This is a genomic window from Mesorhizobium sp. MC2-1-1, assembly GCF_057597255.1.
Window position 1 is genome coordinate 2,435,132 of the sequence record NZ_CP195205.1, and the last position, 21,779, is coordinate 2,456,910.

A 21,779-nucleotide genomic window follows, 5' to 3' on the forward strand; every position below is an offset into this window, starting at 1 on the left:
ACGGACCACCCTAGCGCTCCTGCTTCAACGCGCTCTCGTGCCAGCGGCGCAGGATCAGATGCGACACCAGCGACAGCACCAGGAAGATCATGATGCCGGTGAGCGAGATCAGGATCAGCGCCGCGAACAGGCGCGGCGCGTTGAGCCGGTAGCCGGCCTCGATGATGCGGGACGCAAGCCCCGACGACTGCCCCTGCGCGCCGGCGACGAATTCGGCCACCACGGCGCCGATCAGCGACAGGCCGCCTGCGATCTTCAGCCCGCCGAGGAAATAGGGCATCGCCGCCGGCAGGCGCAGGTAGCGCAATTGCTGCCAGCGCGTCGCGCCGTTGAGCTTGAACAGGTCGCGCAGGTTTCGGTCGACGGAGTTCAGCCCGAGCGTGGTGTTGGACAGGATCGGAAAGAAGGCGACGATCCACGCACAGAGCAGAAGCTTGGTCGTCTGGTTATTGATGTAGATGTTGATCAACGGAAAGATGGCGACGATCGGCGTTACCTGCAGCACGATAGCGAAGGGGAAGAACGACATCTCCACCCATTTCGACTGCGCGAACAGCACCGCCAGCCCGACGCCGCCTATAACGGCAAGCAGCAGGCTGAGGAAGGTGATTCGCAGCGTCACCAGAAGCGACGAGAACAACAGGCCCGCATCGTTGTGCAGCGTCTGCAGCACCACGCCCGGCCGCGGCAGTATATATTGCGGGATCTCGTTCCAGACGCAGATGCGGTCCCACAGCCAGATCGCCAGCACCATGATCGCCAGGGGCAGCACCCATTTGCCGATGCGCTCCAGCCGCTCCTGGCGGACCCGGCGCGCCTCCTCCGGATCGAGCTTCAGGGTGATGTCGTCAATGGCCGTCATGATTGGATCCGGCGGTTGAGTTGATGGCGTTGACCAGCACGTCCGATGCCTGCCGGCAAAGCGCGGCATAGTCGGGCGAGGTCCGGAAAACCTCATCGCGTGGATAGGGCGCATCCACGGCCAGTTCGTCGAAGACACGGCCCGGTCTTGCAGCCATCACCACCACGCGATTGGAGAGAAACACGCTTTCGAAGACGCTGTGGGTGACGAAGACTACGGTGAAGCGCTCGTCCTGCCACAGCTCCAGAAGGTCGTTGTTGAGCTTGAAGCGGGTGATCTCGTCCAGCGCCGCGAATGGTTCGTCCATCAGCAGGATGCGCGGCCTGGTCACCATGGCGCGAGCGATGGAGACGCGCATCTTCATGCCGCCGGAGAGCTCGCGCGGTACCGCATTCTCGAAGCCGTTGAGGTGAACGCGCGCCAGCATCTCCATCACCGCCGGCTCCGCCTTGGCGCGCGATACGCCTTTCAGCCTGAGCGGCAGCCAGACATTATCGAAGACGCTCGCCCATGGCAGTAGCGTCGGCTCCTGGAAGACGAAGCCCCTGTTGGAGCGGTCGATCGGGCCGCGCCAGTCGAGCTGGCCCGAGGTGGGCGTAGACAGGCCGGCGATCAGCCGGAGCGCCGTCGACTTGCCGCAGCCCGACGGGCCGAGAAGGGAGATGAAATCGCCCTCGCGGATCGCCAGGTCGACCTTGCTCAGCGCCGTCACGCCGTTGGAAAAGACCTTGCCGACATTGCGCAGCGAAAGCAGCATCGGGCGCTCGCCCGATGCCGCCGGCGCCTCAGCCACTTTCTCCAAGTTCATCAGGCGGGCCGCCTATTTCTTCAGCTCCAGCCCGACGCCCTTGTTTATGAAGGCCAGCGTATAGGCCTTTTTGATGTCGATGCCCGGCTGCGCGACCTTGGCCTTGACCATCTTGTCGTAGAAGCTCTGGATGCGCGCGTCGGTCATCGCGCCGATACCGAGCTTCTCCGAATCGCCGGAATCGACCACGCCGAACTTCTTCAGCTGCTCGATCGAGAAGGCGATCTGTTCATCCGTCATGTCCGGATTGTCCTTCTTGATCATGTCATTGGCGGCTTTGTTGTCGCCATAGAGGTACTTGTACCAGCCCTTGGCCGAGCCATCGACGAAGCACTGCACCACCTCCGGCCGCTTGTCGATCGTGTCCTGCATGACCTCGACGGTCGTCGCATAAGTGTCCCAGCCATAGTCGGCGAGCAGGAACTGATTCGGCACGAAGCCGCCCTGTTTCTGGACCGCGAAGGGCTCGGACGTCACATAGCCCTGCTGGATCGACTTCTTGTTGGCGATGAAGGGCGCCGGATTGAAGGTGTAGGGCACGCGCTTTGCCGCATCGAAACCGAGTTCGGTGACCATCCACTGGAAGAAGGTCTGCGCGCCCTCATCGCCGAGGATGTACTGGTCGGCGTTCTTCAGGTCCTCCCACTTGTCGAGCCCCTGCCCCGGCTGGGACATGATCACCTGCGGGTCCTTCTGGAAATCGGCGGCGACGACACGCATCGGGATGCCCTGCTGGACGGCGTCGAAAGCCGACAGCAGATTGCCGCCCATGTAGAAATCGATCTTGCCGGCAAGCAGCATCGGCCGGCCGCTGACCTGCGGACCGCCCTGCATGATGGTGACGTCGAGGCCGCAGGCGGCATAGGTGCCGTCGGCAACGGCCTGGTAGTAGCCGCCATGTTCCGGTTCGGCCAGCCAGTTGGTGCCGAAGGTGACTTTCTCGTTGGCGGCCGCGCCAAGCGTACCCGCTGCCAGCAGGGCGACGGCGCCTACCAGTATCTTCTCTTTTCCGTGCATAACATCACCCTCTGTTGGCTCCGGCGCGCTATGCGTCGGGCTCGACACCATTGGTTCAAGAAGCAAGACACATGCCAGCGCCCGGCCTGCCTGCTTGTGCAAGGCTCGACGCGAAGACCGGACGGGTCATGCTGAGCAAAAGGCATCGTGCCTATTTTTTGAACGGCTGTCCATAATCGCCCGGCCCGGCATGCCCGGCATCTTGAATGTTTCATGAATCCGCCACTAGGCTGGCCGCGTACAGGAGAATGCCATGCTCAACTACCTCGCCCCAAAGTCGATCAAGCCGCCTTTCGCCCGCTACAGCCACGGGGTCGAAATACCCGCAGGAAAACGCCTGGTGCTCTGCTCGGGCCAGTTGGGCATCGGCCCTGACGACGCAGTGCCGGAGGATGCCGGGGCGCAGGCGGAGCTTTGCTTCAAGAACATCGCCGCGATCCTGAACGAAGCCGGGTTGACCTTGAACGACATCGTGCGCATCAACGCCTTCGTCACGGACCGCGCCCACCTGCAGGCCTATATGGACGTTCGCAACCGGCTGTTTTCCGATCCCGCGCCGGCCTCGACGCTGATGATCGTCTCCGGCTTCGCCCGCCCGGAATTCAAGGTCGAGGTGGAAGTGCTTGCAGCCGCCTGACGGTTGCCCGCGACCGCCGGGCGCTTTAGACCATCGCAATTGGACAGCAATGCCAGCCGGGAGAAGAACGTGACGACAAGACGTGTGTGGTGGGGCGACTATCGGACGACCGAATATGCCTCGATCGATGCCGAAGCGACCATCGCCGTGCTGCCGGTGGCGGCGATCGAGCAGCATGGCCCGCATCTGCCGGTCTCGACCGACACGTCGATCATGATGGGCATGCTGGAGACGGTGATCGCGCGCCTGCCCGACGATCTCGACATACGTATCCTGCCGGTGCAGGCGGTCGGCAAGTCGAACGAGCACTTGCATGCGCCTGGAACACTCACCCTGCCGGCCACCACTCTCGTTGACGCCTGGACCGAGCTCGGCCTGTCGGTCGCCCGCGCCGGGGTTAGGAAGCTGATCGTCGTCAATTCGCATGGCGGCAATGAAGAGATCATGGGCATCATCTCGCGCGAACTGCGCGTGCGAGCAAAGATGCTGGCGGTAAAGACGAGCTGGCAGCGTTTCGGCCGCCCGGCCGGCATGTACACCGAACTCGAGGACCGTCACGGCATCCATGGCGGCGATGTCGAGACCTCGCTGATGCTGCACTTCCGGCCCGATCTCGTCGATATGGGCAAGGCAGAGAATTTCGTCTCCAATGTCGCCCGCGCCGAAAAGGAATTTGCCCTGCTGCGCCACACTGGCACGAATGCCTTCGCCTGGATCGCCAGCGACCTCAACCCGAACGGCGTGGTCGGCGATGCGTCAATCGCCACCGCCGAAAAAGGACGGCTCACCGCCGAGCACCAGGCAGACGGATTCATCAATCTGGTGAAAGACATCCGTAAGGCGAAGCTTTCCGAATGGCTGCTATGACGGAGCGCTCTTCTACCCTTCGATAGCGAGCTCGAAAGGCGTGCCTTCGAACGCGTCGGCGCCGCGTCCAATCGCTTCGATCGCCGCGATCATGCGGCCGTCGCGCTGAAGCAGCATGTCAGCGACGGCGATCAGCCGAGGATTTGGAGTGGCCGTCGGCGAGAGAAAACGCAGCGTCCGGGCGAGCTCCATCTCGTCACGCCTGGGCGCCAGCGCCGCGGCAATGATATAGGCCGACGCAGTCGAGCGGCTGACGCCCGCATAGCAGTGTACGACCAATGGCTTTGCACGGTCCCAGCGATAAGCGAAATCGAGCAAGGCGCGGACATGCTCCTCGCCCGGCATCGTCATGCCCTCCTGCGCCGCGGCAATGTCGTGCATGACGAGATGGAGGTGGTTTTCCGCCAGGATCGAGGCCGGGCGGATCACCTCAGTGCCCGCGGCAAGCAGTGATAGTAGGCGCTGCGCGCCGGTCCTTGCCACGGTTTCGTCGACCTTCGACAGCGAACAGACATGGATCATAGTCCAATCTCCTTCGGCGCATCCTCGCGCCTAGAGCATGCTGCCGCTAAATATGATGCGGTTTTCGGACGACATCATGCTCTTTTTTCCTGATTTGAAGCCCACGCGGCAAGAGCGCCCTCAAGGCGCTGCCATTCGGCCTCGCCCCCCGGCAGGCCGACTCGCAAGACCTGCGGTCGCCCGACGAAATGCCGGACCAGCACGCCGCTCGAGCCAAGCGCCGAAAACAGGGCCGGGGCGTCCGGAAACGACAGATAACGGAACAGGCTGGTGCCGCCGGCGACCGGAACATGGAGCCGGTCGAGCAGAGCGTCGAGTCGTCCGGCATCCTGCGCCAGGCGTTGCCGCATGGCGGTCTGCCAGCCCGCATCCGACAGAGCCCGGATGCCATATTCAAGTGCCGGGCCGGCCACCGCCCAGGGCCCCAGTTGCGCATCCAGCCGCTCGGCCGTCAGTTGATCCGCCAATGCGAAGCCGAGCCTGACACCGGCAAGGCCGAAGAACTTGCCGAACGAACGCAGCACGACGATGCCGCCCACCCCGACATCGCCGGCCAGGCTTTGCTCGATCGGGCCGACATCCATGAATGCCTCGTCGACGACGAGCAGCCCGCCCTTGGCGCGAAGCCGCGCGGCAAGGTCGAGCAGGCGAGCCTTCTCGATCACCCGACCGTCCGGATTGTTGGGATTGACCAGCACCGCAAGGTCCGCGTCGACCAGCGCGTCGAAATCCCCCACCTCCGCCACGGCATGGCCGGCTATTGCGGCGGCTCGGGCGTGTTCGGCATAGGTTGGGCCCAGCACCAGCGCCTTGCCGGGCCGCAGCAGCGAAGCCACGCGCGGCAGGAGAATCTGCGTGCCGGGCGCCGCCGCGACATGCGCCGCTGACGGAGCGCCATAGGCCGAGGCCGCAATTTCGGCCAATTCGCGCAGTCGTTGCGATTCCGGCAAGCGTGACAGGGCGGTGGCGGGCAGGTCGAAAAGCGGATAGGAGTGCGGATTGATACCTGTCGAAAGGTCGACGAAAGGCCGTGGCGCGTGAGGGAAGAGCGCACTCGCCCGGTTAAGGAATCCACCGTGATCCACCGCAGCAATAGCTCCATCAAGAAGCTTCATGTCGATCCTGATCGCTTTCCTGTCACTCGCCGTTGAACGGGTCCTGGGCTATCCGGATTGGCTGTTCAACACCATCGGCCACCCGGTTACCTGGATAGGCAGGCTGATATCCTTTCTCGATCGCCGGCTCAACCGCGCGACGGATTCCGACGCATTGCGTCGCCGCCGCGGCGGCCAGGCCCTGCTGGTCATTCTGCTGGTGCCGGGACTCATCGGTCTGGCCCTGCATATCCTGCTCTGGATGATGTTCCCAACGGGTCTCGTCATTGCCGCGATCCTCGGCTCCTCGTTGCTGTCGCAGAAGAGCCTCGCCGAGCATGTCGAGGACGTAGCCGACGCGCTGGAGACCGGCGGCCTGACGCTCGGCCGCATCGCCGTGTCGCGTATCGTCGGCCGCGACCCCGAAAAGCTCGACAAGGCGGGCGTTGCCCGCGCCGCGATCGAAAGCCTGGCCGAGAATTTCTCGGACGGCATCGTCGCGCCCGCCTTCTGGACCGGCATCGGCGGACTGGCGGGAGGGGCGACCTACAAGGCCGCCAATACCGCCGATTCGATGATAGGCCACCGGACGCCGCAATACGAGGCCTTCGGCCGTGCGGCCGCGCGTTTCGACGACCTGATCAACCTGCCGGCATCGAGGCTCACCGGCCTGCTCATCGTGCTGGCGGCCTTATTTGTCCCGGGCGCCGATCCCCGCGCCGCCTGGCAGGTTATGCGGCGCGACGCGAGGAAGCACCGCTCGCCCAATGCCGGCTGGCCGGAGGCCGCGATGGCCGGCGCACTGGGACTGTCTCTCGCCGGCCCGCGCAGCTATGGCGGCGAGGTCGTCGAGGACGCCTTCATGGGCGAAGGCGGCCGCCGCGAGGCCGAAAGCACCGACATCCGTCAGGCCCTGAAGCTCTACCGCACGGCGGACTGGCTGCTGCTCGGCCTGTTCGCAGTCCTGTCGGCGATCGTGATCCACCTGACGATTTTGGTCAGCGGCTAAAATTCAATTCCCTGCTGTGCCTTAACCCCCGCCGAGAAATGGTGCTTGGTCAGCCCCATTTCGGTGACGAGATCGGCTGCCTCGACGAGCAGCGGCTTGGCGTTGCGACCGGTGACGATCACGTGCAGATCGTCGCGGCGCGCCTTGAGCGCCGCGACCACTTTTTCCAGATCGAGATAGTCGTAGCGCAGCGCGATGTTGAGCTCGTCGAGCACCACGAGGCTGATCGACGGATCGGCCATCAGCTCCAACGCCTTGGCCCAGGCGGCCTCGGCGGCGGCGATGTCGCGCTTGAGGTCCTGCGTCTCCCAGGTGAAGCCCTCTCCCATTGCGTGCCAGACGACCCGGTCGCCGAAAGCGGCAAAGGCGTCCTTCTCGCCGGTATGCCACTTGCCCTTTATGAACTGGACGACGCCGATGCGCTTGCCGTAGCCCAGCATCCTGAGCGCCAGGCCGAAGGCCGCCGTGGTCTTGCCCTTGCCTGGACCGGTGTTGACGATCAGCAGACCTTTCTCGATCGTCTTGCCCGCCACCTCGGCATCCTGCACCGCCTTGCGCTTGGCCATCTTGGCGCGATGGCGCTCGGCGTCCTTCTCCTCGATTTCAGCCATGTCATTTCACCTTGATTGGTAGCCCCGCCACCATCATCAGAACGCTGTCGGCAGCGGCCGCGACCTGCTGGTTGAGTCGGCCGGCGGCGTCGCGGAACCGGCGCGCCAGCGCATTGTCCGGCACGATGCCGAGCCCGACTTCGTTTGAGACCACGAACCACGGCCCGCGCGGTCGCGACAGCACATCCGCCAACCGCCGGCATTCGGCCTCGATATCGTGCTCCGCCAGCATATGGTTGGTGAGCCAGAGCGTAAGGCAATCGATCAGCACAGGCTGGTGGTTCGGCAAGGCTTCGATTGCGTCAGCCAGGTCGAGCGGCGCATCGACCGTCACCCAGCCTTCGCCGCGCCGCGAGCGATGCAGCGCGATGCGCTCGCGCATCTCGTCGTCATAAGCTTGCGCCGTGGCGATATAGGCCCAGGGCGACGGGAAGGCTGTCGTCAGGTTTTCGGCATGCGAGCTCTTCCCCGAGCGCGCGCCGCCGAGGATGAAAGTCAGCTTCCGATCTGAAGATATGTTGCCGCTCGCGGCTGTCGCGCCGGTCATTCCCTGCCTTTGCCTTTGGGTGGACATCGTCGTGGTCATCAGACCGACGGCGCGACTTTAGGCAGAAGCCCTCCGGCCGGCAAACCAAATTCCGCCACCGCGCGACGCGATCGCGGCAAGCCTTTCGACACTAAGAAGCGGCGATTCGCGCCGCGACGAGTTGTTGCAACCGCCACAGATGCGCATCGTGGATGCCGCGTTGCTCGAGATTCTTCACCGTGTTGTAGAGATAATCGGCGCCCGAGCCCCAATGGCCACAGGAGGTCGCCAGCCTTTCGACGACCGCTTCCTCGCTTAACGGGCCGGCATAGGTCGTCCCCCGACGGTTGATGACGAAAGCCAGCGCCCGCAGCGGGCCGCCATCGCTCGTTATGTTGAGCAGACGCGGATGGTAGCTGGTCGGCTTCAGCGTCACCTCGCGCCGCAGGATCTTGTCTAGCTGCTCGCGCCTGTTGCCATCGCCGAGCCGAAAGGCGATGCCCTTGCATTGGCCGCCACGGTCCAGCGCCATCATCAGGCCCGGGCTTTCCTTGGTGCCGCGCCAACGCGTCATGTTCATGCAGAAGGATCTGTGCCAGCCGCGCAGCAGGGCCACACGCTCCTCGACATGCTCGATCTCGGGCTTCCAGATCAGGGAGCCGTAGCCAAACAGCCAGAGCGTTTCGTTGGCGGGGAGTTGGGCCTCCAGCATGCTCGCCATCGCGTCATAGTCGGCATCATCCAGATGCGCGGCATCGGGATCCGGCCCGGCATCCTCGACCCTGCGAAAACAGCGGGCGACCAGTTCCTCGGTGAGCGACATGGTTCTTGGCAGCATGCGCATGATCTTAAGGTCCTGGCGCGGTCGCCACAATGCGCGGCGGACCGCAATTGACAACAGCTTTGCCTGGGTGTCGGCTGGCCCCAGCAAGGGAGAAGCCGATGCAGCCCAATCCAAGCGATCGCGATCCTTACAACGGTCTGACCAGCCTGCAACCGACCTTGCCGTCGACAGCCTATTGGGACGCCGACGCCTATCGGCGCGACCTGGAGGCTATCTGGTACCGAAGCTGGCTGATGGTCTGCCGTGAGGCCGATCTCGCCGAGCCCCTCGCCTTCCGAACGTTCCGCATCGGCAGCCAGGAAGTCGTCTTGTTGCGTGACGAGACCGGGAGCTTGCGCGCCTTCCACAACACCTGCCGGCATCGCGGATCGCAGCTTTGCCAGGAAAGCGCCGGGCGGCTGAAGGCCAGGCTGCTGACTTGCCCCTACCATGCATGGTCCTATTCACTGCGTGGCAACCTGGTGCGCGTGCCCTCGAAATCGCTGCCCGACGGCTTCGACAAGGCCGATTATCCTCTATACCGCGTGGCGCTCTCCGTCTGGCGCGGCCTTGTCTTCATAAACCTCTCCGAGGAACCCGAGGGCTCAACGGAAACCTCCTTCGATCCCGACTCCGGCGACCTTTCAAATTGGCCGCTGGAGACGCTCGTCACCGGCCACCGGCTCACCAAGATGATGAATTGCAACTGGAAGATCTTCTGGGAGAACTTCAACGAATGCCTGCACTGCCCGGGCGTGCACAAGGACCTGTCGCGGCTGGTGCCGATCTATGGCCGCGGCCTGATGGCAAGGCATGACGATCCCGAATGGGCGCGCCACGCCGACAATGACGATCCGGAATTCTCCGGCGGCCTGCGCGCCGGCGCCGAAACCTGGTCTCGGGATGGCCACATCCACGGCCCGGTCTTTTCCGGTCTGACCCCGGCCGAGCGCGCCGCCGGCCAGACCTACGCCACGTCGCTGCCCTCGATGTTCATCGTCGGTCATGTCGATTACATGCGCACGGTGCGGTTGATCCCGCTCGGCCCCGAGCAGACCGAACTCACCGCCGAATGGCTGTTCGCTCCGGACGCGCTGGCAGAGACAGACATCGACAACATCGTCGCCTTCGGCACCCAGGTGCTGGAAGAGGACGCCGCGATCTGCGAGGTCAACCAGAAGGGCTTGCGCTCGATGCGCCACGAGGCCGGCGTTCTGATGCCGGAAGAATACAGCCTGCACCGCTTCCACGATTGGGTGCGCGGATGTCACGCGGCGTTCCTGCCCTCATCAAAATGACTTCGGCAGATAGCGCCAGGTGACGAAGCCGCAGAAGGCGGCCAGGATGCCGAGGGTGACGAACACCGATCCCAGGCCGAAAAAGGTGAGCACCACCGAATAGACAAGCGGCGGCGTCAGCTCGGAAAAATCGAGATAGGTGCGGTAGACCGCTGCCATCTGGGCTTTCTCGTAGGAGCGCACCGAGCGCATGAAGACCGTCGAGCCCAGCGCGTCGAGCGCGATGGTGAACAAGGCGCCGAAGAGCAGCAACGCACCGGTGAGCAAAGGCGCGGCCTCGCCGACGCCGCCCGCAGCAAACAGCATTGCAGCCATTGTAAAATAGGCGAAGGTCATGACCCGGCGTCCGCCGAAACGCCTGCCCGCCCTGCCCCAGAAGATCGCCATGAACAAAAGCGCATTGCCGGCGGAAACCAGCAGGCCACCGGCAAGTTTACCCTCGCCGGTGATGACCATGAACAATGGGCCGTAGACGAAGAACGTCGTCCAGAAGCAGGAGCGGCCGAAGGCGATCAGCCACGCAAGCCTCAGCCTCGGTTGCTTCACGAAGCGGCCGATATTGGCAAGCGGATTGGCCGGGCGCGACTTACCCGGCCGGATCGACTGGTTGTCGGTCAGCCGGTAGAACCAGAACAGGCAAAGCAGCGCGAACGAAAACACCACGACCGCGCCATGCGCGGCATAGATGCCGAAATGGGTGTAAAGGAAGATGCCAAGCGTCGGCCCGCCCGTCCAGGCGAACATCGACCACGCCATGCGCAGGGATTCCGCCTGCATGAAGTCGGTCTTGCGGATGTGGTCCATGATATAGAGGTTGAGCGTGATCGACAGCGCGCTCGCCCCCATGACGCGGCAGAGCATGCCGGCGATCTGTCCGGGCAGCGTGTGGGTGACGAAGAAGCCCGAGCCGATCGCCAGCAACACGCAGCCGGCCGTGTAGACCCAGCGTCGCGCGATGCGGCGGATGAGCATCGGCATGAACAGCGTCACCGAAAGGCCCATCAGCGACACGATGGTGTAGAGGATCGAAACGATCCGCTCATTGTGCAGGATCTCGTAGGCCTGGATCGGGATCACGCTGGAGATGGTGGCGCGCGCGAAGGATTCAACCGCGTAGAGCGAGGCGAATGTGCGCGCATCCGCCGGCCGCAGGGCCGGAAGCCAGATCGGATGGCGCACATGGGTGGACATCGCCCCTCCGAGGCGTGATTCACGCATCCAAATCTGGCCGGGCCAGCTGCCGGCCAGTAGCAGGAAACCGACCCCCAGAGGCCGAAAAGCGAAGCCTGCCAAAGGCTTCCCGCGTCTGGCCTAAAGCCGAATTTCAGGGCTGCCATGAAATGGATTGATGCCGCCTGCTTCTGGAGTCCACTTGAACCGTGATAGTCGTTGGGCACGACTGAATCGGATTGCGTGACGATGAGCCTGCAAACGACGAGCGACCCTGTTCAGGAAGCGCCCAAGCCCGGCCGCATCGCCGCCTTCGACATCCTGCGCGGCGTCGCGCTGATCGCGATGGCGAGCTATCACTTCACCTGGGACCTCGAAAACTTCGGCTACACCACGCCTGCCCTCACCGCCTTCGGCTGGTGGAAATTCTACGCGCGCTGCATTGCCTCCACCTTCCTGTTCCTGGTCGGCGTCAGCCTCTTCCTCGCCCATGGCCGCCAGATCCGCTGGCCGGGCTTCTGGAAGCGTTTTGCCATGGTGGCCGCGGCGGCGGTCGCCATTTCCGCGGTGACTTATTTCGTCACCCCGGACGGGTTCATCTTCTTCGGCATCCTGCATGAGATCGCGCTGGCCAGCCTGCTCGGCCTCGCCTTTCTCAGGCTGCCATGGCTGCTGACGGCAATCATTGCCGCCGCCGTCATTGCAGCGCCCTACTATCTGCGCTCGGAGCTCTTTGACCATCCGGCGTTGTGGTGGGTGGGCCTTTCCGCCACCAACCCGCGTTCCAACGACTATGTGCCGCTCTTCCCGTGGTTTGGCGCGGTGCTTGCGGGCATCGCCGCGGTCAAGCTTGCTTCCGCATCGGGCTTGCTCGCCCGCTTGGGAACATGGGTGCCCGGCCGCTGGTCGAAACCGCTGACCTTCATCGGCCGGCACAGCCTCGCCTTCTACCTGATCCACCAGCCGCTTCTGTTCGGATCGGTGTGGCTCTTCTCGCAGATCGTGCCCGCCGCTCCTCAGGACAAGGAAGCCGGCTTCCTGCCGGCTTGCCAGGCGCAGTGCGAACAACAGCGGGACAGCAAGTTCTGTTCCAGCTATTGTGGCTGCATGCTGGATACGCTGAAGGGCGAAGGGACTCTCGCAAAGCTCTCCGGCAACGACCAGTCCAGCGTCTGGAAATCGCATCTGGCCGACCTGGCGGAAACCTGCACCGCCGCGACCGAGAATCAGATGGAGGGAGGGCAGCAATGACGGATATCGTGAAGCCCCGACACGGGATCATTCCCTGGCCGCCGGTGATCTATGTCGTGGCGATCGCGGCGAGCGTCGCCCTCGGACTGCTTTATCCGCTGCCCTGGATCGGCGACATATTCGGCGATCTCCTGTTCGGCGTCGGCTGGGTGGCGCTGTTCGGTGTCGCCATGCTCTGGATCACGGCCATCCGCGCCATGTTCCGGGCGAGGACGACGCTCGATCCCAACGCCGAGCCCGATCATCTGGTGACGTCTGGCCCCTTCGGCATCACCCGCAACCCGATGTATCTCGCCAACACTCTGCTACTGATCGGCGTCGCCTTCATCACAGGCATCGCCTGGTTCCTGCTCTTTGCCTTCCTCGCCGCCTTCGCGACGCAGAAGCTGGCGATCGAGAAGGAGGAAAAGATCCTGGCGGCGAAGTTCGGCAAGAAATACCGCGACTACGCCAAGAGGGTGCGGCGCTGGATTTGAGACCGTCTGCTGAGCGGCCTGGCGATTAGCCTAAACGTTCGAGACATCGTCATCCTCAGCTTGACCCGAGGTTCCCTAGGTGTTGACGCCCAGCTCGGCCAGCCGCTCCACACAGGACTCCTCGGCCTGGTCGAGCTCTGCCAGCGTTTCCTCGAGGTCGCGCCGCTTCTGGCGCAGATCCTCGCGCTTTTCCTCGATACGCTTGATCATCAGCTTGAGCTGGCCGACCTCACCGGGCGGCTCCTTGTACATCTGGATGATCTCGCGGATCTCGTTGATCGAGAAGCCGAGCCTTTTCCCCCGCATGATCTGGCGAATGAGATGCCTGTCCGACGGCCGAAAAAGCCGCGTGCGGCCGCGCCTTACGGGCTGCACCAGCCCTTCGTCCTCGTAAAAACGCAGCGTCCGCGTCGACACGTCGAATTCGCGTGTCAGCTCGGTGATCGTATAATATTCCCGCATTCCCGCTCCCAAGCCCGGGCATCGCCGCCTGAAGCGTCGCCCTTACTCCGACCATACCCATCCAGCGCCGGAATCGGCGCGTGACCCCGCGGCAACCTCGCACGGCATTTACGTAAAAGTCAATTAATAGAGGCTTGTCGGTCTAGGGCACTCTGAACCACCAAGTCGCCAACCCAAGAAAAGCGAAGAACCCAACACAGTCGGTAACCGTGGTGACGAACACGGCCGAGGCCACTGCCGGATCGATCTTGAGACGGTCGAGCACCAGGGGAATGAGGATCCCGGCCAGCGCGGCGGCAAACATGTTGATGATCATCGCCGCCGCGATGATGCCGCCCAGATTGGGATCTCGGAACCAGGAACCGGCAACAATGCCGATCAGCACGGCAAAGACGATCCCGTTGATGAGACCGACGCCGAGTTCGCGGCGGATGATGCGGGCGGCATTGTAGATATCGAGATCCTTGGTCGCCAGCGCACGCACGGTGACGGTCATCGTCTGCGAGCCGGCGTTGCCACCCATGCCGGCGACGATCGGCATCAGCACGGCAAGCGCCACTATATGCTCGATCGTGTTGTCGAACAGGCCGATCACCGACGCGGCGAGAAAGGCAGTCAAAAGGTTGACCAGCAGCCACGGCACGCGCGATCGCGATGTGGCGAGCACCGTGTCGGACAGTTCTTCGTCGCCGACACCGCCCATGCGCAGAAGATCCTCCTCCGCCTCTTCCTGGATGACGTCGACAACGTCATCGATGGTCAGCACGCCGACCAGCCGACCGTTCTCGTCGACCACTGCCGCGGAGAGCAGGTTGTACTGCTCGAACTCGCGCGCCGCCTCTTCCTGGTCCATAGTGACTGGGATCGCGTGCAGGGTATCATGCATGACGTCCTCGACCTTCACCGCGCGCTCGGTGCGCAGGATCTGGTCGAGGTCGATGGCGCCAACCAGCTTGAAGCTCGGGTCGATGACGAAAATCTGGCTGAAGCGCTCGGGCAGGTTCTCGTCCTGGCGAAGGTAGTCGGTGGTCTGGCCGATGGTCCAGAACGGCGGCACAGCGACAAACTCGGTCTGCATGCGCCGGCCGGCGGTTTCTTCCGGGTAGTCGAGGGCGCGACGCAGCCTGATGCGCTCGGTGAAGGGCAGTTGAGATAGGATCTCGTCCTGGTCCTCCTTCTCGAGGTCCTCCAGAATGTAGACGGCATCGTCGGAATCGAGTTCCTGCACCGCCTGCGCGATCTGCTCGTTGGGCAGGTTATCGACGATGTCGAGCCTAATCGCCTCGTCGACCTCGGTCAGCGCGGAGAAGTCGAAGTCGGCGCCGAGCAATTCGACCAGAGCGCGGCGCTGTTCGGGATGGAGTGCCTCGAGCACGTCGCCGAGTTCCGACTGGTGTAGGCCGCCGACTTCCCGCTTGAGGGTGATCGTGTCGCGGTCTGCGATAGCAGCGCCGATCTGGGCAAGGAAAGAGGAGCGGACAGCGCCGTCCTCGCCATAGATCTCGGCGTGGTGTTCCTCGGCGGGCGCGGCGCCTGTCGTCTCTTTGTCCTGGTCTTCCACCAGCGCCTCCCGCAACGAGGAATCCCGAAATGAGGTCTAGTGCATGATCACCAAAAGTGGAAACCGCATTTCGGGAAATCCAAACCCTAGGCGGTAGATAGCGCGGCGAAAGGACTCGTCATGGAAAGATGTCGTTCTAGCGTACGGAATAACCGAGGAAATATTGCGGTTGTGTTCGCCCCCAGCGGCCCAAGAGCAGCGAACGGCGCTTGCATGGCGGCTGCGACGATCGCTTCAGCCGGCGCGACAACGCATGTCGCTGGGGAAAGAGCACCACTTCACCGTTGAGGCAGAATTGTCGGGGTGCGCGATCGGCTGGATCGGCGCATCGCTGAACGGTCCGAGGACAAACGCTGCCCTTGAACATCAAGTCTGGAAAGACGAACGGGGAAAATGCCGAACGGCGCGTTCGCGTGGTCGTTGCCGAGCGCAATCCATTCGTCGTTTCAGCGCTCCGTGAAATGCTGGAATGCGACGGCCGTTTCGATTTGCTCGGCGCCGTATACAGCGGCGCGCAATTCCTGGACCTTGCCGCCACCACGAAATTCGATGTCGCCATCATCGGCTGGAAGCTTGCCGACATGGATAGCGCCGACGTCCTGACGGAAGTTCAGAATCGCCAGCTTGGCGTGCGCATCACCGTCTTCTCCAACGACCATGACATCGGCATCCTGAAGCAATGCGTGCGCCTCGGGGCGCAGGGCTACTGTTTCCAGTTCGATGATCCGCCGGTTATCTTCGAAACGATCCTGGCGGTCGCGCATGGCCGCATCTGCATTCCCTATATAGACATCAACAAGGTCAACGACACGCCTTTGTCCCGGCTCACCGTGCGCGAACGCGAGTTGCTTGCGGTGCTTTCCGACGGCTGGACCAACCTGCAGATCGCGACGCGGACGGGGATTTCGGAGAATACGGTGAAGTATCACCTGAAGAATCTCTACGACAAGCTGGACGTGCGCAACCGTGCCATGGCCGTCGCGCTCTATTCCAGCGAGAAGCAACGCACGCCCAAATCGCCTATCGGGTAGGCCAACCGGGTAGGACCGTCCCACCCGCCGGGGCCAACAACTTACCCGGCAAGGTGTTGTTGGCGAGCCCCGCCAGGACGAGACTTCCTCCACCATCCCAAACGACCGGAGGAGTTCGCGCATGGCTGGCTACACGCATCTTTTCATCCCGGGGCCTACCAACATTCCCGAACAAGTCCGGCAGGCCATGAACCTGCCGATGGAGGACATGCGCGCCGCCTCCTTCCCCGACCTGACGCTGCCGCTGTTCGAGGACATCAAGAAGGTCTTCAAGAACGAAACCGGCCGCGTTTTCATCTACCCTTCCTCCGGCACCGGCGCCTGGGAAGCGGCGATGACCAATGTGCTCAGCCCCGGCGACCGGGTGCTGATGTCCCGCTTCGGCCAGTTCTCGCATCTGTGGGTCGACATGGCCGAGCGTCTCGGCTTCGAGGTCGAAATCATCGACTGCGAATGGGGAACCGGCGTGCCACTCGACATCTACGCGGAGCGGCTGAAAGCCGACAGGGCGCACCGCATCAAGGCGGTCTTCTGCACCCAGAACGAGACGGCGACCGGCGTGACCAGCGACGTCGCCGGCTGCCGCGACGCGCTCGATGCGGCGAACCATCCGGCGCTTCTCTTCGTCGACGGCGTCTCGTCGATCGGCTCGATCGACTTCCGCCAGGAGGAGTGGGGCGTCGACTGCGCGGTCAGCGGCTCGCAGAAAGGCTTCATGCTGCCCGCCGGCCTCGGTTTCCTGTCGGTCAGCAAGAAGGCGCTGGCCGCTTCACGCGTTTCGACGCACCGCCGCTGCTTCTTCTCCTTCGAGGACATGATCCGCGCCAACGATGCCGGCTATTTCCCCTACACGCCGGCCACCCAGTTGCTGCGCGGCCTGCGCGCCTCGCTCGACCTGATCGAGCAGGAAGGGCTGGACAACATCTTCGCCCGCCACCATCGCCTTGCCGAAGGCGTGCGCAGGGCAGTCGACGCCTGGGGCCTCAAGCTCTGCGCCAAGGCGCCGAAATGGCATTCCGACACGGTCAGCGCCATTCTCGTGCCGGAAGGCGTCGACAGCGGCGAAGTCGTCAAGCGCGCCTATCAGGCCTACCAGACGTCGCTCGGGGGCGGCCTCAACAAGGTATTCGGAAAAGTCTTCCGTATCGGCCATCTCGGCTGGCTGAACGAAGTGATGGTCTGCGCCTCGTTGTCGGCGGCCGAAATGGCGCTGCTGGATTGCGGCGTGCGCCTGGCGCCCGGCTCGGGCGTGGCCGCTGCGATCGAGCATTTCCGCCGCACGGCCGATGTACCGGTCGCCAAGGCGGCGTGAGGGGCGGACCATGAGCCACACCATCAACCACCTGAAGAAACTGCGGCTCCAGCGCAGCGAGCTTGCCGTTCCTGGTTCGAGCCCGGAAATGATCGACAAGGCGGCAAACAGCACCGCCGACTTCGTCTTCCTCGACATCGAGGACGCGGTTGCGCCGCCCGACAAGGAACGCGCCCGTAAGAACATCATCCAGGCGCTCAACGACATCGACTGGCGTGCCAAGGGCAAGACCGTCTCGGTGCGCATCAACGGCCTCGACACCCACTATATGTACCGCGACGTCGTCGAAGTCATGGAGCAGGCCGGAGACAGGCTGGACACGATCCTGGTGCCTAAGGTCGGCGTGCCGGCCGACCTCTACATGGTCGAGGCCATGGTCAATCAGATCGAGATGGCCAAGGGTTTCAAGACCCGCGTCGGCCTCGAGGCGCTGATCGAGACGGCGCTCGGCATGGCCAATGTCGAGGCGATCGCCGCCACGCCCGGCCGGCTGGAAGCCATGCATTTCGGCGTCGCCGACTATGCCGCCAGCAACAAGGCGCGCACCGTCAACATCGGCGGGCTCAATCCCGACTATCCCGGTGACCAGTGGCATTTCGCCTTGTCGCGCATGACGGTCGCCTGCCGGGCCTATGGCCTGCGCGCCATCGACGGACCGTTCGGCGATTTTTCCGACCCGGAAGGCTACAAGGCTGCCGCAAGGCGTGCGGCAGCACTCGGCGTCGAAGGCAAATGGGCGATCCATCCCTCGCAGATCACCTTGGCCAACGACGTGTTCTCGCCGCCGGAAAAGGAAGTCACACGTGCCCGCCGCATCATCGAGGTGCTGAAGGAAGCCGAGGCACTCGGCAAGGGCGCTGCTGCCCTCGACGGCAAGATGATCGATGCGGCGTCCGAGCGCATGGCACGCAACGTGCTGGTGGTGAACGAGGCGATCGAGCGCGCAGGCCAGGCACACGCCGCCGCGCAGTAGAAATTACCCGGGAGGACAGAATGGACATCCACGAATACCAGGCCAAGGAACTGCTCGCCCGCCACGGCGTGCACGTGCCGCGCGGCGGCCTTGCCTACAGCCCCGAGCAGGCGACCTATAGGGCACGCGAGATCGGCGGCTCGAAATGGGTGCTGAAGGCGCAGGTTCACTCCGGCGCGCGCGGCAAGGCCGGCGGCATAAAACTCTGTTCCAACGACGAGGAGATCTCCAACGCGGCGGAAGCCATGCTCGGGCGCAAGCTGGTGACCCAGCAGACCGGTCCGCGCGGCAAGCTGATCTCGCGCCTCTATCTCGAGGAAGCCGTCGACATCGCGCAGGAGCTCTATCTCGGCTTCGTGCTCGACAGGAAGGAAGAGCGCGTGATGATCGTGGCCTCGGCTGCCGGCGGCATGGAGATCGAGGACATATCTGAAAAGCAGCCGGATTCCATTATCCGCGCCACTGTCGATCCCGGCGTCGGCATGCAGGGCTTCCAGGCACGCGAGATCGCCTTCGGCCTCGGGCTCGAGAGCAACCTGATCGGGAAGGCGACCGAGACCATCCTCGGCTGCTACCAGGTGTTCCGCGATTACGATGCCTCGATGCTGGAGATCAATCCGCTGGTGGTGACGCGCGACGGTAGCCTCGTCGCGCTCGACGCCAAGATGTCGTTCGATGAGAATGCGCTGTTCCGTCGGCCGGAGATCTCAGAGCTGCGCGACAAGAGCCAGGAAGACCCGCGCGAGACATTCGCCAGCGACCGCGGCCTCTCCTATGTCGGCCTCGACGGCAATATAGGCTGCATCATCAACGGCGCCGGGCTGGCCATGGCGACGATGGACATGATCAAGATCGCCGGCGGCGAGCCGGCCAACTTCCTCGACATAGGCGGCGGCGCTTCGCCCGAGCGGGTGGCGAAATCCTTCCGGGCCGTGCTTGGCGACAGACAGGTCCAGACCATTCTGGTCAACATCTTCGCCGGCATCAACCGCTGCGACTGGGTTGCCGAGGGCGTGATCAAGGCGATCCGCGAGGTCGGCGTCGACGTGCCGCTGGTGGTGCGGCTGTCCGGCACCAAGGTCAAGGAAGGCCGCAAGATCCTGGCCGATTCGGGCGAGAAGGTGATCGTCGCCGACACGCTTGCTGAGGCCGCCGAAAAGGCCGTCGCCGCCTGGCGCGCGGCGGCCAAGAACAAGAAAGCAGCCTGAGGGAGGTCGACAAATGGCAATCCTGCTCAACCGCAGCACGCGCGTGATCGTGCAAGGGTTCACCGGCAAGATCGGCAGCTTCCACGCCGACGACATGAAGCGCTACGGCACCAAGCTGGTCGGCGGCGTCACCCCCGGCAAGGGCGGCCAGACGCATCTCGGCCTGCCGGTATTCAACACCGTCAAGGGCGCGGTGCGCGAGACCCGCGCCGAGGCCAGCATCGTCTTCGTGCCGCCGCCCTTCGCCGCCGATTCGATCATGGAAGCAGCGGACGCCGGCATCAAGCTTTGCGTCTGCATCACCGACGGCATCCCTTCGCAGGACATGATGCAGGTCAAGCGCTACATGCGCCGCTACCGGTTCGAGGACCGCATGCGCCTCGTCGGCCCCAACTGCGCCGGCGTCATCACGCCCGGACAGGCGCTGATGGGCATCATGCCCGGCAGCATCTATCTGCCTGGACGCGTCGGCATCGTCGGCCGCTCGGGTACGCTTGGCTATGAGGCCGCCTCGCAGATGAAGGCGCTGGGCATCGGCGTGTCGACCAGCGTCGGCATCGGCGGCGATCCGATCAACGGTTCGTCCTTCAAGGACATCCTGCAGCTTTTCGAGCGGGACGACGACACCGACGCCGTTGTGATGATCGGCGAGATTGGCGGCCCGCAGGAAGCCGAAGCCGCGATCTGGGCGCGCGACAATATGCGCAAGCCGCTGATCGCCTACATCGCCGGCCTGTCCGCCCCGAAAGGTCGCCGCATGGGCCACGCGGGCGCCATCATCTCCGCCTTTGGCGAGTCGGCGCAGGAGAAGGTCGAGATCCTGAAGGAAGCCGGCGTCGTCATCGTGCCGACTCCCGCCTCTTTCGGCGAAGTCGTGGCCGACACGCTGGCACGTACCAAGAAGGCGGCCTGAGCGACTTAGCCCGAGGGCTTTTGCTCCACTTGAGCTTTTAGCGCGGCGGCGGAGCCTCACGGTCCGTCGCCGCAGTCTTTTTGGCCACGACAACTGCCGACGGTGACGACGACCATCACCTGCCGGCGCCAAATCGCAAGGCATTCAGGGAGAGCCTGGTGCGGTCGAGAAGACTCGAACTTCCACGGGTTGCCCCACAGCGACCTCAACGCTGCGCGTCTACCAATTCCGCCACGACCGCACGTGGTAGGAGCCGGAACCGTCCGGCCCGGGGCCTGTAGCAAATCGTTTCCGGCGAAACAAGTGCGCCGTGAGGAATTATCGCTGATGCATGTCGCCCAAAGGCGCGCGGCGGTTTTGGGAGAACGCCATGCCTCGGGCAAAGCTGCCGGCACAATGCCTCGCAAGCGCGCATTGAGCTCATCGAACTGGACGTTTCGGCCGTTTGCCGCCATATGAAGGGCAAATGCATGTTCGCCCAAAAGTGCAGGACATTTTTTGGGGGGGACGACATGCATAAGCTGGAAACGATCATGCCATGACAGACCGCAGCCAGATCGCCACGTCGTTCCTGCCGCTCCCCGGTTCGGCGCCGGTGGAATGGGTGATCGAGCCTGGCCTCACCGCCTATCCGGACGCGCTGGCCTTCATGGAGGCGCGCGCCGAGGCGATCCGCGGTGGTGCTGCCGGCGAGATGGTCTGGCTGGTCGAGCATCCGCCGCTCTACACCGCCGGCACCAGCGCCCGAGTCGAGGACTTGATCGACCCCGACCGCTTCCCGGTCTTTGCCGCCGGACGCGGCGGCGAATACACCTATCACGGTCCGGGACAGCGCGTGGCCTATGTCATGCTCGACCTCCAGCGCCGGCGCGAGGATGTGCGCGCCTTCGTCGCCGCGCTCGAGCAATGGATCATCGGAACGCTCGCCGCGTTCAATGTGCGAGGCGAGCGGCGCGAGGACCGGGTCGGCGTCTGGGTGGTGCGACCGGATCGCCCTGCCCTGCCGGATGGCACGCCGGCCGAGGACAAGATCGCGGCCATAGGCATCCGGCTCAGACGCTGGGTGAGCTTTCACGGCATCGCCATCAATGTCGAACCGGACCTCGGCCATTTCGGCGGCATCGTGCCCTGCGGCGTCTCGGACCACGGCGTGACCAGCTTGGTCGATCTCGGCCTGCCGGTCACCATGGCCGACCTCGATCTCGCGCTCAAATCGGCGTTCGAGGACGTCTTTGGACCTGCCGCGATTCCAATCCCGGAGCCATCCCGCAAGGCCGGCTGAACGTCGCTCCGCCTGGGAGTGTGTTGAGTTTCAGGTCAGGTCGAGACGAAAACTGTGGGTTCGAAG

Annotated in this window: 23 protein-coding genes and 1 tRNA gene; 12 read left to right on the forward strand and 12 right to left on the reverse strand. The window is 63.9% G+C overall.

Annotation, left to right across the window (positions count from 1 at the left end; genetic code table 11):
- Nucleotides 1–10: 10 nt before the first annotated feature.
- Genes ACR64R_RS12245 through ACR64R_RS12255 form a run of 3 tightly spaced genes read right to left on the reverse strand, consistent with a single transcriptional unit; the run spans nt 11 to nt 2,687 of the window.
- Nucleotides 11–862 (reverse strand): ABC transporter permease, encoded by an 852-nt coding sequence (locus tag ACR64R_RS12245; RefSeq protein WP_487361879.1) that lies wholly within the window; start codon nt 860–862, stop codon nt 11–13.
- Nucleotides 849–1,670 carry an ABC transporter ATP-binding protein gene (locus ACR64R_RS12250; RefSeq protein WP_487361880.1) on the reverse strand — a complete coding sequence of 274 codons (822 nt, stop codon included), beginning with the start codon at nt 1,668–1,670 and terminating at the stop codon, nt 849–851. The genes ACR64R_RS12245 and ACR64R_RS12250 overlap by 14 nt, the downstream gene beginning before the upstream one ends.
- Before the next feature lie 12 nt (nt 1,671–1,682).
- Nucleotides 1,683–2,687 (reverse strand): ABC transporter substrate-binding protein, encoded by a 1,005-nt coding sequence (locus ACR64R_RS12255; RefSeq protein WP_487361881.1) that lies wholly within the window; start codon nt 2,685–2,687, stop codon nt 1,683–1,685.
- A gap of 253 nt (nt 2,688–2,940) precedes the next feature.
- Here ACR64R_RS12255 and ACR64R_RS12260 point away from each other — a divergent pair, with 253 nt between their 5' ends.
- Entirely contained in the window at nt 2,941–3,324 is a 384-nt protein-coding gene (locus tag ACR64R_RS12260; protein WP_487361882.1) for a RidA family protein, read from the forward strand.
- Nucleotides 3,325–3,393: 69 nt separating this feature from the next.
- Nucleotides 3,394–4,191: a creatininase family protein gene (locus ACR64R_RS12265; RefSeq protein ID WP_487361883.1), complete on the forward strand. Its 798-nt coding sequence runs from the start codon at nt 3,394–3,396 to the stop codon at nt 4,189–4,191.
- Between the two features lie 12 nt (nt 4,192–4,203).
- Here the strand turns inward: ACR64R_RS12265 and ACR64R_RS12270 are convergent, their stop codons facing one another.
- Both ACR64R_RS12270 and cobD read right to left on the reverse strand, forming a co-directional pair.
- On the reverse strand, nt 4,204–4,713 hold the full coding sequence (locus ACR64R_RS12270) for a tyrosine phosphatase family protein (protein WP_487361884.1): 510 nt from the start codon (nt 4,711–4,713) through the stop codon (nt 4,204–4,206).
- Nucleotides 4,714–4,787: 74 nt separating this feature from the next.
- Entirely contained in the window at nt 4,788–5,828 is a 1,041-nt protein-coding gene (gene cobD / locus ACR64R_RS12275; RefSeq protein ID WP_487361885.1) for a threonine-phosphate decarboxylase CobD, read from the reverse strand.
- Here cobD and cbiB point away from each other — a divergent pair.
- Nucleotides 5,827–6,816 carry an adenosylcobinamide-phosphate synthase CbiB gene (gene cbiB, locus ACR64R_RS12280; protein WP_487361886.1) on the forward strand — a complete coding sequence of 330 codons (990 nt, stop codon included), beginning with the start codon at nt 5,827–5,829 and terminating at the stop codon, nt 6,814–6,816. The genes cobD and cbiB overlap by 2 nt on opposite strands.
- On the opposite strand, the gene cobO is transcribed toward cbiB, so the two are convergent.
- The 3 genes from cobO to ACR64R_RS12295 all read right to left on the reverse strand — a co-directional run bounded on the left by cobO (nt 6,813) and on the right by ACR64R_RS12295 (nt 8,797).
- A complete protein-coding gene (gene cobO / locus ACR64R_RS12285; RefSeq protein WP_487361887.1) occupies nt 6,813–7,427 on the reverse strand; it encodes a cob(I)yrinic acid a,c-diamide adenosyltransferase in 615 nt (204 codons plus the stop codon). The genes cbiB and cobO overlap by 4 nt on opposite strands.
- A gap of 1 nt (nt 7,428) precedes the next feature.
- A complete protein-coding gene (gene cobU, locus ACR64R_RS12290) occupies nt 7,429–7,974 on the reverse strand; it encodes a bifunctional adenosylcobinamide kinase/adenosylcobinamide-phosphate guanylyltransferase (RefSeq protein ID WP_487361888.1) in 546 nt (181 codons plus the stop codon).
- 130 nt (nt 7,975–8,104) lie between these two features.
- On the reverse strand, nt 8,105–8,797 hold the full coding sequence (locus ACR64R_RS12295) for a gamma-glutamylcyclotransferase (protein WP_487361889.1): 693 nt from the start codon (nt 8,795–8,797) through the stop codon (nt 8,105–8,107).
- 98 nt (nt 8,798–8,895) lie between these two features.
- On the opposite strand from ACR64R_RS12295, the gene ACR64R_RS12300 reads away from it, so the two are divergent.
- Nucleotides 8,896–10,074: an aromatic ring-hydroxylating oxygenase subunit alpha gene (locus ACR64R_RS12300; protein ID WP_487361890.1), complete on the forward strand. Its 1,179-nt coding sequence runs from the start codon at nt 8,896–8,898 to the stop codon at nt 10,072–10,074.
- On the opposite strand, the gene ACR64R_RS12305 is transcribed toward ACR64R_RS12300, so the two are convergent.
- Nucleotides 10,066–11,265 carry an MFS transporter gene (locus tag ACR64R_RS12305; protein ID WP_487361891.1) on the reverse strand — a complete coding sequence of 400 codons (1,200 nt, stop codon included), beginning with the start codon at nt 11,263–11,265 and terminating at the stop codon, nt 10,066–10,068. The genes ACR64R_RS12300 and ACR64R_RS12305 overlap by 9 nt on opposite strands.
- 228 nt (nt 11,266–11,493) lie before the next feature.
- On the opposite strand from ACR64R_RS12305, the gene ACR64R_RS12310 reads away from it, so the two are divergent.
- Together ACR64R_RS12310 and ACR64R_RS12315 are read left to right on the forward strand one after the other, a co-directional pair.
- A complete protein-coding gene (locus ACR64R_RS12310) occupies nt 11,494–12,495 on the forward strand; it encodes a heparan-alpha-glucosaminide N-acetyltransferase (RefSeq protein WP_487361892.1) in 1,002 nt (333 codons plus the stop codon).
- Nucleotides 12,492–12,971 carry a methyltransferase family protein gene (locus ACR64R_RS12315; protein WP_487361893.1) on the forward strand — a complete coding sequence of 160 codons (480 nt, stop codon included), beginning with the start codon at nt 12,492–12,494 and terminating at the stop codon, nt 12,969–12,971. The genes ACR64R_RS12310 and ACR64R_RS12315 overlap by 4 nt, the downstream gene beginning before the upstream one ends.
- A 75-nt stretch (nt 12,972–13,046) precedes the next feature.
- Here ACR64R_RS12315 and ACR64R_RS12320 read toward each other — a convergent pair whose 3' ends face one another.
- Together ACR64R_RS12320 and mgtE are read right to left on the reverse strand one after the other, a co-directional pair.
- Nucleotides 13,047–13,433, reverse strand: a complete 387-nt coding sequence (locus tag ACR64R_RS12320) for a MerR family transcriptional regulator (RefSeq protein ID WP_027168973.1) — start codon at nt 13,431–13,433, stop codon at nt 13,047–13,049.
- Between the two features lie 142 nt (nt 13,434–13,575).
- Nucleotides 13,576–14,994 (reverse strand): magnesium transporter, encoded by a 1,419-nt coding sequence (mgtE, locus tag ACR64R_RS12325; protein ID WP_487361894.1) that lies wholly within the window; start codon nt 14,992–14,994, stop codon nt 13,576–13,578.
- A gap of 359 nt (nt 14,995–15,353) precedes the next feature.
- Here mgtE and ACR64R_RS12330 point away from each other — a divergent pair, with 359 nt between their 5' ends.
- The 5 genes from ACR64R_RS12330 (at nt 15,354) to sucD (ending at nt 20,431) form a co-directional block, all read left to right on the forward strand.
- Nucleotides 15,354–16,025, forward strand: coding sequence for a LuxR C-terminal-related transcriptional regulator (locus ACR64R_RS12330; protein WP_487361895.1), 672 nt, complete (start codon nt 15,354–15,356; stop codon nt 16,023–16,025).
- A gap of 121 nt (nt 16,026–16,146) precedes the next feature.
- Nucleotides 16,147–17,337: an aminotransferase class V-fold PLP-dependent enzyme gene (locus ACR64R_RS12335; protein ID WP_487361896.1), complete on the forward strand. Its 1,191-nt coding sequence runs from the start codon at nt 16,147–16,149 to the stop codon at nt 17,335–17,337.
- Nucleotides 17,338–17,347: 10 nt separating this feature from the next.
- Nucleotides 17,348–18,310: an HpcH/HpaI aldolase/citrate lyase family protein gene (locus ACR64R_RS12340; protein WP_487361897.1), complete on the forward strand. Its 963-nt coding sequence runs from the start codon at nt 17,348–17,350 to the stop codon at nt 18,308–18,310.
- 2 nt (nt 18,311–18,312) lie between these two features.
- Nucleotides 18,313–19,518, forward strand: coding sequence for a malate--CoA ligase subunit beta (locus ACR64R_RS12345; protein WP_487362425.1), 1,206 nt, complete (start codon nt 18,313–18,315; stop codon nt 19,516–19,518).
- A 13-nt stretch (nt 19,519–19,531) separates the two neighbouring features.
- Nucleotides 19,532–20,431 carry a succinate--CoA ligase subunit alpha gene (sucD, locus tag ACR64R_RS12350; RefSeq protein WP_095764879.1) on the forward strand — a complete coding sequence of 300 codons (900 nt, stop codon included), beginning with the start codon at nt 19,532–19,534 and terminating at the stop codon, nt 20,429–20,431.
- A 156-nt stretch (nt 20,432–20,587) separates the two neighbouring features.
- On the opposite strand, the gene ACR64R_RS12355 is transcribed toward sucD, so the two are convergent.
- Nucleotides 20,588–20,672 (reverse strand) — tRNA-Leu (locus tag ACR64R_RS12355).
- Between the two features lie 297 nt (nt 20,673–20,969).
- On the opposite strand from ACR64R_RS12355, the gene lipB reads away from it, so the two are divergent.
- A complete protein-coding gene (gene lipB / locus ACR64R_RS12360) occupies nt 20,970–21,713 on the forward strand; it encodes a lipoyl(octanoyl) transferase LipB (RefSeq protein WP_487361898.1) in 744 nt (247 codons plus the stop codon).
- Nucleotides 21,714–21,779 lie beyond the last annotated feature (66 nt).